This window comes from Peribacillus glennii (assembly GCF_003429105.1).
GTDB classification, from domain to species: Bacteria; Bacillota; Bacilli; order Bacillales; family DSM-1321; genus Peribacillus; species Peribacillus glennii.
This window is the reverse complement of sequence record NZ_QVTD01000005.1, coordinates 15,753-31,354: the sequence shown is the minus strand read 5'-3', so window position 1 is coordinate 31,354 and position 15,602 is coordinate 15,753. Positions and strand designations below refer to the sequence as shown.

General features: G+C 43.4%; 10 protein-coding genes. 8 read left to right on the top strand and 2 right to left on the bottom strand.

Annotated elements, in window-relative coordinates; genetic code table 11:
- Positions 1 to 278: 278 nt before the first annotated feature.
- From D0466_RS09610 to D0466_RS09590, 5 genes are all read left to right on the top strand, one after another.
- Complete coding sequence (locus D0466_RS09610) at positions 279 to 2,096, top strand: assimilatory sulfite reductase (NADPH) flavoprotein subunit (RefSeq protein ID WP_117322362.1); 1,818 nt, start codon at positions 279 to 281, stop codon at positions 2,094 to 2,096.
- 23 nt (positions 2,097 to 2,119) lie between these two features.
- The gene (gene cysI / locus D0466_RS09605; RefSeq protein ID WP_117322361.1) at positions 2,120 to 3,838 is read left to right on the top strand and encodes an assimilatory sulfite reductase (NADPH) hemoprotein subunit; all 1,719 of its coding nucleotides are present in this window, start codon (positions 2,120 to 2,122) and stop codon (positions 3,836 to 3,838) included.
- A 144-nt stretch (positions 3,839 to 3,982) separates the two neighbouring features.
- Positions 3,983 to 4,711, top strand: a complete 729-nt coding sequence (locus tag D0466_RS09600) for a ZIP family metal transporter (RefSeq protein WP_117322360.1) — start codon at positions 3,983 to 3,985, stop codon at positions 4,709 to 4,711.
- Between the two features lie 286 nt (positions 4,712 to 4,997).
- On the top strand, positions 4,998 to 8,534 hold the full coding sequence (locus D0466_RS09595) for a bifunctional 2',3'-cyclic-nucleotide 2'-phosphodiesterase/3'-nucleotidase (protein ID WP_117322359.1): 3,537 nt from the start codon (positions 4,998 to 5,000) through the stop codon (positions 8,532 to 8,534).
- A gap of 216 nt (positions 8,535 to 8,750) precedes the next feature.
- On the top strand, positions 8,751 to 9,650 hold the full coding sequence (locus D0466_RS09590) for a DUF4349 domain-containing protein (RefSeq protein WP_117322358.1): 900 nt from the start codon (positions 8,751 to 8,753) through the stop codon (positions 9,648 to 9,650).
- Between the two features lie 110 nt (positions 9,651 to 9,760).
- On the opposite strand, the gene D0466_RS09585 is transcribed toward D0466_RS09590, so the two are convergent.
- Positions 9,761 to 11,131 (bottom strand): amino acid permease, encoded by a 1,371-nt coding sequence (locus D0466_RS09585; RefSeq protein WP_117322357.1) that lies wholly within the window; start codon positions 11,129 to 11,131, stop codon positions 9,761 to 9,763.
- Between the two features lie 251 nt (positions 11,132 to 11,382).
- Here D0466_RS09585 and D0466_RS09580 point away from each other — a divergent pair, with 251 nt between their 5' ends.
- Together D0466_RS09580 and D0466_RS09575 are read left to right on the top strand one after the other, a co-directional pair.
- On the top strand, positions 11,383 to 11,811 hold the full coding sequence (locus D0466_RS09580; RefSeq protein WP_117322356.1) for a cell wall hydrolase: 429 nt from the start codon (positions 11,383 to 11,385) through the stop codon (positions 11,809 to 11,811).
- Between the two features lie 189 nt (positions 11,812 to 12,000).
- Positions 12,001 to 14,262, top strand: coding sequence for a hybrid sensor histidine kinase/response regulator (locus D0466_RS09575; RefSeq protein ID WP_117322355.1), 2,262 nt, complete (start codon positions 12,001 to 12,003; stop codon positions 14,260 to 14,262).
- A 166-nt stretch (positions 14,263 to 14,428) separates the two neighbouring features.
- On the opposite strand, the gene D0466_RS09570 is transcribed toward D0466_RS09575, so the two are convergent.
- Positions 14,429 to 14,656: an SCO family protein gene (locus D0466_RS09570; RefSeq protein ID WP_267897386.1), complete on the bottom strand. Its 228-nt coding sequence runs from the start codon at positions 14,654 to 14,656 to the stop codon at positions 14,429 to 14,431.
- A 717-nt stretch (positions 14,657 to 15,373) separates the two neighbouring features.
- Between D0466_RS09570 and D0466_RS21890 the strand changes: the two genes are divergently transcribed.
- Positions 15,374 to 15,556: a DUF945 domain-containing protein gene (locus tag D0466_RS21890; RefSeq protein WP_142919919.1), complete on the top strand. Its 183-nt coding sequence runs from the start codon at positions 15,374 to 15,376 to the stop codon at positions 15,554 to 15,556.
- Positions 15,557 to 15,602 lie beyond the last annotated feature (46 nt).

Below are 15,602 nucleotides of genomic sequence, written 5' to 3'. Positions count from 1 at the left end.
TCCTTATTATTAGTATTCCTAATAGTAACGATAATTTATATGTATTTTACTAATCTTGACTCTTCCGGTAAAGTTAAAGTAGGGTTTTTATAAAATTGTCTGGGATCATGTCAGCATATAAAGTGTTTCTTATGTCATAAAACCTACTTAGTTGATAGGGATAATACAATTATGGTAAAAATTTATTATATTATCGATGAAAAGTGAATTGCAAGAATTGTCGAAACCAGTCATTATTAATGATGATTAGTTTATATTCCTTTGTGAGGTGGAAATCGTTGCAACTTCAGGTAATGAACAGTCCATTTAATCAGGAGCAGGCAGAGCTCCTTAACCGCCTTCTGCCGACTTTAACACAGTCACAAAAGGTCTGGCTGAGCGGCTATCTGGCCGCAACCCAGTCTGTTTCTGAACTTTTAACTCCAGAAGCGCAGGCGGAACAGCTTCCAGCTGGAACCACCCAATCGGTATCAAAAGAAGTGACCGTTCTTTATGGATCACAAACGGGCAACGCGCAAGGGCTTGCGGAGAATGCGGGAAAGACACTCGAGGGGAGGGGCTTTCAGGTTACTGTATCGTCCATGAGTGATTTTAAACCGAACAATCTGAAGAAAGTTCAGAACCTGCTTATTATCGTGAGCACACACGGGGAAGGGGACCCGCCGGACAGCGCGCTGACGTTCCATGAGTTTCTTCATGGCAGAAGGGCACCAAAGCTTGAGGATCTCCACTTTTCTGTTCTGGCACTTGGAGACACCTCATATGAGTTTTTCTGCCAGACGGGTAAAGAATTTGATGCCCGGCTGGAAGAGCTGGGCGCGACACGGCTTTATCCGCGTGTAGATTGCGACCTTGATTATGATGAGCCAGCGGCCGAGTGGCTGGAAGGCGTGGTTGCTAGCTTAAGTGAAGTGCAGGGGGGAAATGCTGCACCTGCTTTAGCCGATGCCCCAAAAGCTGTTGAAACGTCTTATTCCAGAACGAATCCTTTTAAAGCGGAAGTATTGGAAAATTTAAATTTAAACGGCCGCGGTTCTAACAAAGAAACACGCCATTTGGAACTATCGCTTGAAGGGTCCGGTCTTACCTTTGAACCGGGAGACAGCCTTGGTATATATCCGGAAAACGATCCTGGTCTGGTGAACCTGCTTCTTGAGCAAATGGACTGGAATCCGGAAGAAATGGTAGCGGTAGGTAAACAAGGAGAAGTTCGCCCGCTTAAAGAAGCACTGACTTCCCAATTCGAGATAACCGTTTTGACAAAGCCCCTTCTTCAGAAAGCGGCTGAGCTTTCAGCTAGTGATGACTTACGGGAGCTCCTAACACCGGGGAATGAAGAAAACGTGAAGTCTTATCTTGAAGGTCGCGATTTGCTTGATTTGGTGCGTGATTTTGCTCCATGGACCGGGTCGGCACAAGACTTTATTTCCATTCTAAGGAAAATGCCGGCACGCCTTTATTCAATCGCAAGCAGTTTATCCGCAAATCCGGAAGAAGTGCATTTGACAATCGGTGCCGTCCGCTACGAAACCCATGGACGTGAACGAAATGGCGTTTGTTCCATTTTGTGTGCAGAACGTTTGAATCCAGGAGATATGCTGCCGGTTTACATTCAGCATAATCAAAACTTTAAGCTGCCAAATAATCCGGAGACACCGATCATCATGGTTGGACCAGGCACAGGTGTGGCACCGTTCCGTTCTTTCATGCAGGAGCGTGAAGAAAACGGCGCGGAAGGGAAATCCTGGTTGTTCTTCGGGGACCAGCATTTCGTTACCGATTTCCTTTACCAGACTGAATGGCAAAAGTGGCTGAAAGACGGTGTGCTGACCAAAATGGATGTTGCGTTTTCCCGTGACACGGAGGAAAAAGTATATGTGCAGCATCGCATGCTGGAAAATAGCAAGGAATTGTTCCAGTGGCTTCAAGAAGGAGCGGTCCTATATATTTGCGGAGACGAGAAAAGTATGGCGCATGATGTCCATAATACGCTCATTGATATTATCGAAAAAGAAGGCGGCATGAGCCGTGATAGTGCGGAAGAATATCTTGCCGATATGCAACAGCAAAAACGTTATCAGCGTGATGTATACTGATTTATCGAAAGGAGTTTTTAGTCATGGTGAACCCAATTTTAAAAGCGCCGGATGGCCCGCCAAGTGATGTTGAGGAAATAAAAGAAAGAAGTAATTATTTGCGCGGCTCTCTCAAGGAAGTAATGCTGGACCGGATCAGCGCGGGAATTCCTGATGATGACAATCGCTTGATGAAACACCACGGCAGCTACCTGCAGGATGACCGGGATTTGCGCAATGAGCGTCAAAAGCAAAAACTGGAACCAGCGTACCAGTTTATGCTGCGCGTCCGTCTTCCGGGCGGTGTGGCGTCATCATCCCAATGGCTTGTCATGGATGACCTTGCCGAAAAATATGGCAACGGCACATTGAAATTGACTACGCGGGAAACGTTTCAAATGCATGGGATTTTAAAATGGAATATGAAAAAAACGATTCAGGAAATCCACGGGGCCCTTTTGGACACGATCGCTGCGTGCGGTGATGTGAACCGGAACGTTATGTGCACATCTAATCCTTTTCAGTCTGAAATCCATGCAGAAGTATATGAATGGGCGAAGAAATTGAGTGATGATTTACTGCCGCGCACAAGAGCCTACCATGAGATTTGGCTTGATGAAGAAAAGGTGGCCGGCACTCCTGAGGTGGAAGAAATCGAACCGATGTACGGTCCGCTTTATTTGCCGCGCAAGTTTAAAATCGGGATTGCTGTTCCTCCATCAAATGATATTGATGTCTTTTCACAGGACCTGGGTTTCATTGCGGTTGTGGAAAATGACAAGCTGATTGGTTTTAACGTCGCCATCGGGGGCGGTATGGGAATGAGCCATGGGGATAAAGCAACATACCCTCAGCTAGCCAAAGTGATCGGCTTCTGTTCGCCTAACCAAATCTATGATGTAGCGGAAAAAGTTATTACGATTCAGCGCGACTACGGAAATCGTTCCGTTCGTAAAAATGCCCGGTTCAAATACACGGTTGACCGTCTCGGCCTGGAAACAGTAAAGGCTGAACTGGAAAACCGCCTTGGCTGGAAGCTGGATGAAGCGAAGCCGTACCACTTTGACCATAACGGAGACCGTTATGGCTGGGTGAAGGGCGTCCAAGGCAAATGGCATTTTACCTTGTTCGTTGAAGGCGGACGTATCGCAGACTACGATGGATACAAACTGAAGACAGGTTTGCGTGAAATCGCCAAGATCCATACCGGTGATTTCCGCCTGACGGCAAACCAAAACCTGATCATTGGCAATGTATCAAGCCAAAAGAAGAAAAAGATCAGCGAGCTCATGGCACAATACGGCTTGACAGATGGCGCGCATCATTCAGCACTCCGCCGGAGCTCGATGGCTTGTGTTGCTCTTCCTACGTGCGGATTGGCAATGGCGGAAGCAGAACGCTATTTGCCTAAGCTGATTGATAAGATTGAGGCGATTGTTGATGAAAACGGCTTGCGGAATGAAGAAATTACGATCCGTATGACCGGCTGCCCGAATGGTTGTGCACGCCATGCACTTGGTGAAATAGGCTTTATCGGAAAGGCGCCGGGCAAATACAACATGTATCTCGGTGCGGCTTTTGACGGCAGCCGCCTTAGCAAGATGTACCGCGAAAACATCGGAGAAGAAGAAATTCTAAACGAACTGAGTATGCTTCTTCCCCGTTATGCAAAAGAACGCCAGGAAGGCGAGCACTTCGGTGACTATGTCGTCCGAGCCGGCATCATCGAAGCAACGACAGACGGCACCAATTTCCATGAATAATCAATTTGCGGTAGAGACAGGGACCATCCCTGTCTCTTTTTTTATAACAAGGTTAATAAAAAAAGTGATTCTAATCCTACCCTTCCCGGTTTATTAATCCAAACCTTGGGGATAAGAAGAAAAAGGAAGACGGGAGATGAGTCTATGCTGCAGGCATTTTTTTGGGGCGGGGTTTCAGGAGCATCCGTTTTGCTAGGTGCCCTGGCTGCAATTTTGATTCCAATCAAGAAAAATTTTATTGGCTATATCATGGCTTTTGGAACAGGAGTTTTGATTGGCGCAGCGGCTTACGAATTACTTGGTCATTCTGCACATGATGGAGGCATCATGGCCACGTCAATCGGTTTTTTGGCAGGGGCAATTATATTTACCATATTGGATTTATTGGTTTCAAGGAAGGGTGCAAATGAGAGGAAGCGTTCCAGTACAAAGGCTGCTTCAACCGGGACGGGGGTGGCAATCTTCATTGGAACGGTAATGGATGCAATACCGGAATCTTTAATGATCGGCGTAAGTTTAGTAAAAGAAGGATCAGTCAGCTGGCTGCTCGTCGTTGCCATTTTTCTGAGCAATATTCCAGAGGGGCTCTCCAGCACTACGGGCTTGCTCAAAAGCCATTATTCTAAAAGAAAGATTTTTATTTTATGGAGTTCTGTACTGGTGATTTCTGCACTTTCTTCACTTGGAGGCTTTTTATTCCTGGACCAGGCTTCCGAGACTGTACTAGCGTGTCTGGCATCTTTTGCTGGAGGAGGGATTATTGCTATGATTTCTTCGACCATGATGCCCGAAGCATATGAAGACGGGGGAACGATAACTGGCATTTTTGCTTCCCTCGGCTTGCTCGTATCATTACTATTGGATTCTATTTAAATGCATGACGTCTGCCCAAGTTAACTAAGATGTTTAATGCAAGGATAAATTCAGCGAAAAACCTGGCGCCCATTAAAAGGGGCCGCCTTTTTTTCGTGAAAATAACAGATTTTCAAAAAAACAGGGATTAAGAACTATCGGACGGACAAGTGTTTATCTAAAAAGATCACACTGATAGTCCTTTTTAACTGAATTTTTTAAATATATAAAATTTTTATCCTGCATCAATATAACCGTGGTATATTGGTCTAGGATTTTATACTTTTCCGGGAGGAATGTGAGGAACATGTTAATGAAGCATCGATTGAAAAAATGGATAGCCTCGTCAGTTGCCATTGGATTAGCCACAACTCAATTTGCTATTCCTTCTTTTGCTGATAAGACCCACGGACACGATAAAAAAAAGCCTCGCCATAGCTCGGAGTTTTCACTAAGAATCATGGAAACGACCGATGTCCACACAAACCTGGTAGGATATGATTATTTCAAGGACGCGCCATCCGATTCTATCGGGCTATCACGTACGGCCACCCTGATTAAACAGGCAAGAAAAGAAGTGAAAAACAGTGTTCTGGTTGATAATGGTGATTTAATCCAGGGGACGCCATTGGGGACTTATAAAGCAAAAGTAGACCCGCTCGAAAAGCGGGAAGTACATCCTGCCTATAAAGCTATGAATCAATTGGGATATGACATGGCAACATTCGGGAACCATGAATTTAACTATGGGCTGAACTATTTGGAAGAAGCTGTGAATGATGCCAGATTCCCATATGTGAATGCAAATGTTTATATCGATGATCATGATAAGAATCCCAACAATGATAAAAATAAATTCCGCCCTTATAGAATCGTTGAAAAGGAAGTAAGGGCCAAGAATGGTAAAGAGTTAGAAGTTGATATTGGCTATATAGGCTTCGTCCCTCCGCAAATCATGGATTGGGACAAGGCGCACCTCGAAGGGAAAGTCATAACAAAAGGCATTGTGGAAACAGCAAAAAAATATATTCCGGAAATGAAGAAAAAAGGCGCGGATATCATCATTGCCCTCACCCATTCCGGCTTTAGCGGCGATACTGGAAATACGGAAGATGCCGTTTATTCATTGAGCAAGGTTCCGGGAATCGATGCGATTACCTTTTCGCATACTCATAAAGTGTTCCCTGCTGCCACGGAACAGACGCTGGATGCCCTTTTTAAAGACAGCATTGGCAAAGTATTGCCTGGAGTTGACAATACAAAAGGAACAATTAATGGAGTGCCTGCTGTACAGGCTGGATACGGCGGAGGCAACCTGGGAATTATCGACCTTAAAGTGCATCGTGTGAAAGGGAAGTGGAAAGTCGTAGATTCCCAGTCTTCCAACCGGACTGTCTTTGACAAAGCAACAAACCAAAAGACAGAGGAAGACAAGCGTGTAGTGGCAGCCGTGAAAGCCGACCACGAAGCAACCATTAAATATGTGAACACACCGATTGGCAAAACTAGCGCACCGATTCACAGCTTCTTCGCTCTTGTACAGGATGACCCTTCTGTCCAAGTAGTGACGAATGCACAAAAGTGGTATGTAGAAAAGTATGTCGCGGCTAACAAGCCACAATACAAAGATCTTCCTATCCTTTCAGTCGGAGCTCCTTTCAAAGCGGGACGCAATGGTGTGGAAGAGTACACTGAGATCAAGACAGGCGATTTGACTATCAGAAGCGCCGGTGACCTGTACCTTTACGACAACACGCTTAAAGCGATTAAAGTAAAAGGCTCGGTTGTTAAAGAATGGCTTGAAATGTCAGCGGGTAAATTCAACACAATCGACCCTGCCAAAACAGAAGAACAAAAGCTGTTGAATGATAGCTTCCAGGTTTATAACTTTGATATTATCGATGGGGTACAGTACCAAATCGACGTTACAAAGCCTGCCCGTTATGATATAAAAGGCAATAAAATTTCAGATTCGAGCCGCATCAAAAACCTAACCTATAATGGACAGCCAGTTGACCCTGTACAGGACTTTATCGTCGTTACAAATAACTACCGGGCTGGGGGCGGCGGAAACTTCCCGGGAGTTAAAGGAAGCGAATATGTGGTCGATTCTCCAGATGAAAACCGCCAGATTTTAATGGATTACATCACCGAGAAAAAAGAAATCAATCCAACTGCAGATAACAACTGGTCAATTGCTCCGATTTATGGCGATGTAAATGTTACATTCAGCTCATCACCAAAAGGTGCAGAATATTTACCGGCCGACAGCAAAATTTCTTACACAGGAAAAACGGACGAAAAAGGGTTCGGTACCTTCAAGTTTGATCTTCAAGGCGAGAAGCCTGAAAACGTAAAAGTTCAACTGTTAGGAATCAATGACCTGCATGGCCAATTGGATACAACATCCGAATTTGGCGGGGTTAAACAAGGACGTGCGGATTACCTGGCAACACATCTGAAACAAAGGGAAGCACAGAATCCAGAACATACATTGTTGATATCCGCAGGTGATGCTGTCGGTGCAAGCGCGCCGGTTTCATCCAAGCTGCAGGACAAACCGACATTGGAATTCTTGAATAATATGGGCTTTGACGTCGGTACGGTAGGAAACCATGAATTTGATAGGGGCCTTGATACATTAATGGCCCAAATCAATGGCGGAAAATCACCTACCTCTGATGTAGTGTTTGATAAATTAAATTTTCCTTACGTTGTCGCAAATGTAGTCTATAAAGATACGAAAAAACCAATCTTGGATCCTTATACTGTCAAGAAAGTCGGCGGTATTGACATCGGGTTTATCGGTGTCGTAACAAACGCAACACCGTCGAAAGTAAATCCTGCCGGAATTGAGAAGATAGAGTTTATTGATCAAGCAACGGCTGTGAACAAAGCGGTGGGCGAACTAAAGCAAAAAGGCGTTGAATCCATTGTGGTGATTTCCCATGATCCCGGCAGCGACAGAAATGGTGTTGTTACGGGAGAGGCAGTGGATCTTGCGAATACGGTTGATGATGAAGTCGATGTCATATTTGCAGGCGACAACCATGCTAAGCTGAATAACATCATTGATAACAAGCTAATTGTCCAGGCATATTCCTATGGAACGGCATTTGAAGATGTCGATCTTGAAGTTGATCCAACAACAAATGATATTGTGAAAAAGTCAGCTGAAATTGTCACAGTGGTTCAAGATGGCGTTACACCGGATGCAGAAACGACTGCATTGATTAACAAATATCTTGATATGTTCCCGGAGTTAAAGGAACCGCTTGGTACAACGGATGCTCCGATTACAAAAGCAAATGCTTATAATGAAGAGTCCGCGCTAGGAAACCTGATTGCCGATTCCATGAAAGCCGATCTGAACTCTGATTTCGCATTCATGAATCCAGGGGGAATCCGTGCAGATATTCCTCAAGGAACTGTCACATATGCCGATTTTGCGAAAATCCAGCCGTTTGGAAACGTGCTTGTCAAGCTCACACTGACCGGTGCGGAAATAAAAACATTGCTGCAGCAGCAATGGGCCATTGAAGGGTCCCCAAAAACACTGCAAATATCAGGCTTGAAATATACTGCTGACTTCAGCCAGCCGGTAGCAGATCGTGTGGTTGAATTAACAAAAACCGATGGCACACCAATTGAAGATGACCAGGAGTATACTGCTGTGGTGAATGACTTTATGGCAAACGGCGGAGATAGCTATCTTGTCCTGAAAGGAAAAGAAAGAACATATGGCTCTGTTGACCTTGATGCCTTCGTAAATTATGTGAAGGAAACGTTCAACGGCGGCAAAATTAGGGCAGCAGTAGAAGGGCGCATCACCAATAAAAGATAAATAAGAAAACCTTGCTGCGTTAGCAGCAAGGTTTTTTTTGCAGATAAGAGAGTATAAATTTCTTATCTGTATAAATCAGATCACAGCTAAGTGCCACGTCCTTAGTGTTCGACTTTACAGGCAAGCCAATCGGCAAGTTTTCTAATAATTCTGCTAAAAGCTGTAACTAACTTTTACCCCATTTCGTCTCCTCATATAAAGAAGGGGGAATAGACGATGAAATGGAAGAAGGCCACTGCCATTTATATTTTTCTTTTATTGTTCATGCTTGCAGGATGTTCAGAAAATAATGAATCCAGTACAAGTGACAAGGCAGCCTCAGGTGGAAAGCAGGCTGCGGATATGAATCAGACCTCGGAATCGAAATCAGCCAACGAAAAGGGGGGGAATTCCGGCGAATCGGAACAAACGGAACCCAAAGCTGACAGGATGATCATCCATAATGCCGATCTCCAGCTTGAGGTGAAAAACCTTGAAAAGACCCATCTGAAACTTGAAGAAAAAGTGCAGAGTTATGGAGGGTATATTGTACAGTCGAATGTATATTCTGAAAGCGAAGGGTTTTTAAGTGGAACCATGGTAGCACGAATTCCCGAAAAGAGCTTTCAGAAGTTCCTTGGTGAAGCAGAAGGAGCAGCGGCAAAGGTAATTGAACGCTCAGTAAAGGGCGAAGATGTGACCGAAGAATATGTAGACCTGGAATCACGGTTGAAATCGAAAAGGACAGTTGAAGCCCGGCTGCTGGAATTTTTGAAAGAAGCAGAAAGGACAGAAGATCTCCTGCAAATTTCAACAGATCTGGGAAAGGTGCAGGAAGAAATAGAAACGATCATGGGCAGGATGAAGTTCCTCAATAATCAGGTTTCTTACTCAACGGTAACGATCAATACTTTTGAAGAGAAAGTCATTGTCCCTAATATTGATAAGGAAGACTTAAATACTTGGGAAAAAACGAAAAAACAGTTCGCGGGAAGCATCAATTTCTTGCTGGCGACCCTTTCTGCGATTTGCGTTTTTATCCTGGGCAATTTGCCAGTGATTATAATTATGCTGGGGGCTATATGGATTGTGTACCGGGCGATAAAGAAAAGGGGCAATAAAAAAGATTCCATGTAAGAGGATGACGCAGGAAGCAAAGGGGTCAGACCCCACAACTCTACATTTAGATCTGAACCTTGCTTTGAGATTTAAATATAGAAGTTTTATGGGTGAAGACCCCTTGTATGTCAGCCTTTTTTCTTATTCAATCCAAAACCGAAGTAGCATGCTACGAGAAGCAGGATCCAAATCGGACCGACAATCAGGGCGACCGCGGTATTTTCAGAAAAGCCCATAAGCACGACTACCAAAAGTAAAAAGGCCAGTGCGAAATACGAACTGAATGGATACCAGGGCATCCTGTATTCCAGCTTGTCCTTTTCCTTCGCATCGATCCTTTTTCTGAATCGAAGCTGTGAAATCAATATTGTCCCCCATGTCCAAATTGCACCGAACGTTGCAATGCTCGTAACCCAGTTGAATACCTTTTCGGATACAATATAGTTCAAGTAGACACCAATCAATAGAACGATTGCCGAGACAACTACCGCGAGGCCGGGAACACCACTTTTCGTTGTACGCTCGAAGCTTTTTGGCGCTTCCTTTTGCTGCGCGAGATTAAACAGCATTCTCGCTGTGCTGAAAATGCCGCTGTTACAAGATGACAAGGCAGCGGTAAGGACAACAAAGTTAATGAATCCAGCAGCCCCCCTGATCCCGATCTGTTCAAAGGTCATAACGAATGGGCTATTCTTTGGGCTGATTTCATCCCAAGGATATATGGACATAATGACAGTCAACGATAGTACATAGAAGACGAGGATGCGCCAGAAGACAGAATCAATGGCACGGGCCAATGCCTTCTTTGGATTTTTGACTTCACCCGCCGTAACTCCGAGCATTTCCACTCCAAGATAAGCGAACATGACCATCTGCAAGGAAAGCAGTACCCCGGATAGTCCGTTCGGCAAGAATCCTCCATGTGTATACAGATTGCTAAACCCGGTTGCAACCCCGCCGTTGCCAATTCCGAAAAGTATCGTCCCGAGTCCAAAGACGATCATTAAGACAATCGTGATAATTTTTATCAAGGCAAACCAAAACTCCAATTCGCCATAGGCTTTAACTGCGAGGAAATTGACAGACGCCATGATGATGAGGGCGCCCAGGGCCCAGGCCCATTGAGGTGTTCCCGGGAACCAATACTGCATATATATTCCCACTGCCGTGATTTCCGCCATACAAGTTACAATCCATAAAAACCAATAATTCCACCCGGTGATGAAGCCGGCAAGCGGTCCGATATAATTCCTCGCGTAACGGCTGAAGGAGCCTGCAACCGGATTTTTGATCGCCATTTCACCAAGGGCCCTCATAATTAAGAAAATCACAAGGCCCCCTACGGCATAGGCTAATAAAATCCCCGGGCCCGCCAGTTTGATTGCATTTGCCGAACCGAGAAATAAACCAACGCCAATTGCTGCACCGAGTGACATTAATGTGATGTGCCTTTGTTCCAATCCCCTATGTAATTGTGAATCTTCGCCCTTGTTTTGCATATGTTTCTCCTTTGCTGGTAATAAGTGGCGTAGTCAAGATAATGTTTTCACTTATTTATTATACCAATAAAATAAAATTCGTTGGCAAGCATCCAAAAGAAATCATATGGGTTAATACAGGGATTGTAAAGAATATGGACAAGAAATAGGCTTGATGTCCTTCTTTCTATGGGCAAATTTTACAAATAAGAGGTCATCATTCCGGTGGGCTGGAATATGATAAAGGGAATAATTCCTTAGGTGGTGGAGGAATGGCAGTTGTAAAAGCCAGGCAGCAAGATATCGATTTATTGGCAAGATTGCTTAGGGCGGAAGCTGAAGGCGAGGGCATTCAAGGGATGCTGATGGTCGGCAACGTTGGGATTAACCGCATCCGGGCGAATTGCTCCGATTTTAGGGGATTAAGAACCATCCCCCAAATGGTTTATCAGGAACACGCTTTTGAAGCTGTGCAAAAGGGATACTTTTATCAAAGTCCTAGAGAAAGAGAAAGGAGATTGGCGCGCAGGGCGGTGAATGGAGAGAGGATCTGGCCGTCGAAATATGCTTTATGGTATTTCAGGCCGGCGGGAAATTGCCCTGCGACATGGTATAATCAGCCGCTGGTAGCACGTTTTAAGCTCCATTGCTTTTATCAGCCGACAGGCGAAGAATGTGAAAATGTATATAATACATTCTAAGAATTATAAAATACGAAAAATAGGAAGAGTCCTTAAAAAGCGGACTCTTTTTTTAGTTTATATATAAAAGCAAAAATAATTGCTATAAAATATATACTATAGTCTGAAAAAAGGGAATTGTTCAGGTAACGGGATACTTTACAATATAAATGATTAATGTTTGGCATTAATTTTTAGGAGAAAAAGAAGATGAGAAGATATGGAGACGTTAAACAGCTCGACCCTTCAGATATTGGCTTGGTATTTAAATTTGTAAAGGAAGGTGAAAGATTCATCCATACCTTTTGTGAAGGTGGGCTGCTATCTAAAATGGGATTCACTCCAGCTGATATTTTAGGCCGCGTATTGGATGATTTTGAGGAAAAAAGCGTAGCTAAACAAAAGCTGGTTTTCTACCAACAAGCGTGGGCAGGGAAGAATGTCCAGTACGAGAGCACAATTAATGAGGTGAATTATGTGGCCTCTTTAATGCCTGTTGTACAAAATGGTTCCGTGATCGAAGTGATGGCATCCTGTATCGATATATCGGACAAGAAAAACCTGCTCGCGGAAAACCGCCAGAAGGAAAACTTGTATGGATCCGTTTTGAATACAATGTCAGAAGGTATTTTTATCATGGGCAAGGACAAGAGGGTAGAGACGTTAAATGAAAATGTGGGAAGGATTTTGGGCGTGAATTTATCCGGCATTTATGACCAACCCACCCTTAAGGAGAGATATGGCGTTGAGTTTGTAACAGAGGACGGCAAACCTCTTTCTTATGACCAGTTACCTGGCGTTGAAACTTACGAAAAAGGGATTTCTTTTAGTGATGTTGTCCTTGGGGTGAAAGAAAAGAATCTAAATATCAAGTGGATTTCTGTCAATGCAACTCCTCTGCCCATCACACTGGATCAAGAAACTGCTGCACTTATTTCCATCAAAGACATCACCCTGCAAAAGGAACAGGAAACCCGCTTGCTGGAATCCCATTCCTTTCAAAAAAACTTATTGGATATTCTGGACAATGGCATCATTGCCTCTGACAGGAACAGAAATATAACCTTGATGAATCAGAGGGCCCATGAGATGTTTGGGCTAAAGGAAGATGTTGAATTCTATATCGGAAAACACATTACATATCTACATAGTTTTTTTTCTGCGGCCTCTACAGTAGAAGTGGTAAAAAAACGAGAAAAGGCTTCCATACAAATTGAAACATTAGCGGGGAGGATTATTCAATGTAATTACTTCCCTTTCCGGACGAACAAAAATGCCATAGCAAATTTGTGGGAGCTTCAGGATATTACAGAAAGGAAGATCATGGAAAGATCTATCCTTTTGTCTAAGGAAGAAGCGGAAAAAGCGAATTTTGCCAAATCGGATTTCCTTTCTAAAATGAGCCATGAATTGCGGACACCACTGAACGGAATACTCGGTTTTGCCCAATTGCTTGAAATGGACCGGACCCTGCAGGATAAACACCTTGACTTTGTGCAGGAGATTTTGAACAGTGGGCGCCATCTGCTTAATCTGATTAATGAAATGCTTGATTTGTCCAGGATAGAGACGGGTAAATTAAAGGTATTCTGTGATAAAACCAATTTTGTGGAAATCGCTAATGAATGTATCAATACTCTTCAGCCAATGGCTATCAGCAAGAACATTACATTCCACAAACAAATCGAGCACTGTGAGGACATCACCCTTTTTGTCGACCCTGTCAGGCTAAAACAAATCCTGCTTAATCTTCTGGATAATGCCATAAAATATAACCGGAAAAGTGGTCAGGTCACCATTTCTTCCATAATGGAAGGGAACAACCTGGTTATTCACATCATTGATACAGGATGGGGTTTTTCAAACGACGAATGCGAAAAAATATTCCACCCTTTTTACAGGATTACTCATAGAAAACAACAAGGTGCGGGTATAGGATTGGCTTTAGTAAAGCAGCTGGTTAATCTCATGGGAGGAAAGATTGGGGTTCAGAGCAGTGTCGGAATAGGCAGTGTTTTCTCCATAAGTTTCCCAGTATATGACCGCGGGACCGAGGGTGCATCTGAAAAAGAAGTGAATACAAATATTGTGAAACCGGCTTTGACGAACTATACAGTGCTCTATATAGAAGACAATGAGTCCAACCTCCACCTGGTAAATAAAGTATTGGCTTCAGTAGGTGTTAATCTGTTAGCTGCAAATACAGGTGAAGACGGCATAAAATTGGCAACAAGGCATAAAGCCGATTTAATCCTCCTGGATATTAACCTTCATGATACGGATGGATACCAGGTTTTCGATAGACTAAAGGAGAACGATTTGACGAATGACATACCGATCATAGCATTAAGCGCAAATGCGATGGAAAAGGATATTAAGTTCGCCTTGGATAAAGGATTCGATGACTACTTAACAAAACCGATTAATATTAAGGAGTTTACAGAGAAAATTTGTACCAAGCTCGGCAGCTAGAGCTGTCAGCGCTTGCTTAATCTTCTGCCAAATGGTGAATGTCTTTCAGGACCTGGTCTCTAACAGCCGGGTTTTTTGAATTTGCATATCATAGAGAGCCGGATATTTTTTTTCATCCAGTAGATACATCGTAGTGGAATGGGTAAGGAAATCCTCATCCAGCTTTTTATACTTCTTGAAAAGCATCCGCGACTTGTTTCGTTTCTTTCGACCCCTTAACCATTTCAATCCGGAGGATCGGCTCCAAAAGAAGCCCGTAGGTTTGTATGGCTTTCTTGGTGTCATTTTCGGGATCGAGAAATATGGAAACCAGCTCCACTCTTTTTCCAAATAACCCATCTTTTTTAAGCATGGATTGCAATGACGCAAAATCTTTCATCGTCCTCGGGCAAATATCCGGGCGTATAAAAAATCGCCACCAGTTTTAGCTTTTTATTATTGGTTTGATAATCTTGCCGTGGACATTCTCCAACTCAAAGCCTTAAATTTCATCCAGCACTGGCAATTTTCCGCTGCTGCGGGGCCATAGCCAATAGACTGCGGCAAATCCAGCCAAACAGATGAATAGAAAAACACTGGTCCAACCGTTTCTCATTTAGCTTCACACCTTTATAAGGATGATTGGATCACAAATCAGTGAAAAAAGGGAACTCAAAAAAAGTTCCCTGTTCTGATTTTAATCTAGTTCAACCTGGAGAGACAAAAATAATCCGAGGCCCCCCTTCAGCTCAGTATCAGAAAATTAAAGCAATAACGGGTAAAAGTGAGAATTGAATGCAATGATGAGGAAGAGCATATTTTTGGGTATCTGGTGGATACTGAAAGGAATTTTGTGATCCTGCAAGTGAAGGAGTATGTGTTTTTCATCCCTTTTACCAGACTAATATCAATCCAGCATGTTGACTCAATATGTCTTATTCGTATTAGTCTAAGATTTATTTGAAGACAAATCTGAACAAAACACGGCTATTGATGTAATATCGATAGCCCTTAGCATTTCCCGCAGGAGACACACTGGCCAGGACAAATTTAGTCCATACTTACATAAACTGCTGTAAAACTCCGCATGATACCCATATATTGCTCACATAGAAAGGTACAACGAATTGCCATGAAAAAATTAATCCTTATACTATTTGGCATTGTAGCTCTGGGAATAGGCTGGACCGTATATAAAATTTTCACGAAAGATATCTTAAGCGGGGTCAGAAGTGAATCATTACTAATCGTTACGATTCCAACAGTGACATGCATCCTATTTGGGATTAAAAGCTTGAAAGATTCTAAAGGCTAAAGACTATTTAAGTGTACAGAAATTTAATTGGTTCTTATGCGTAAAC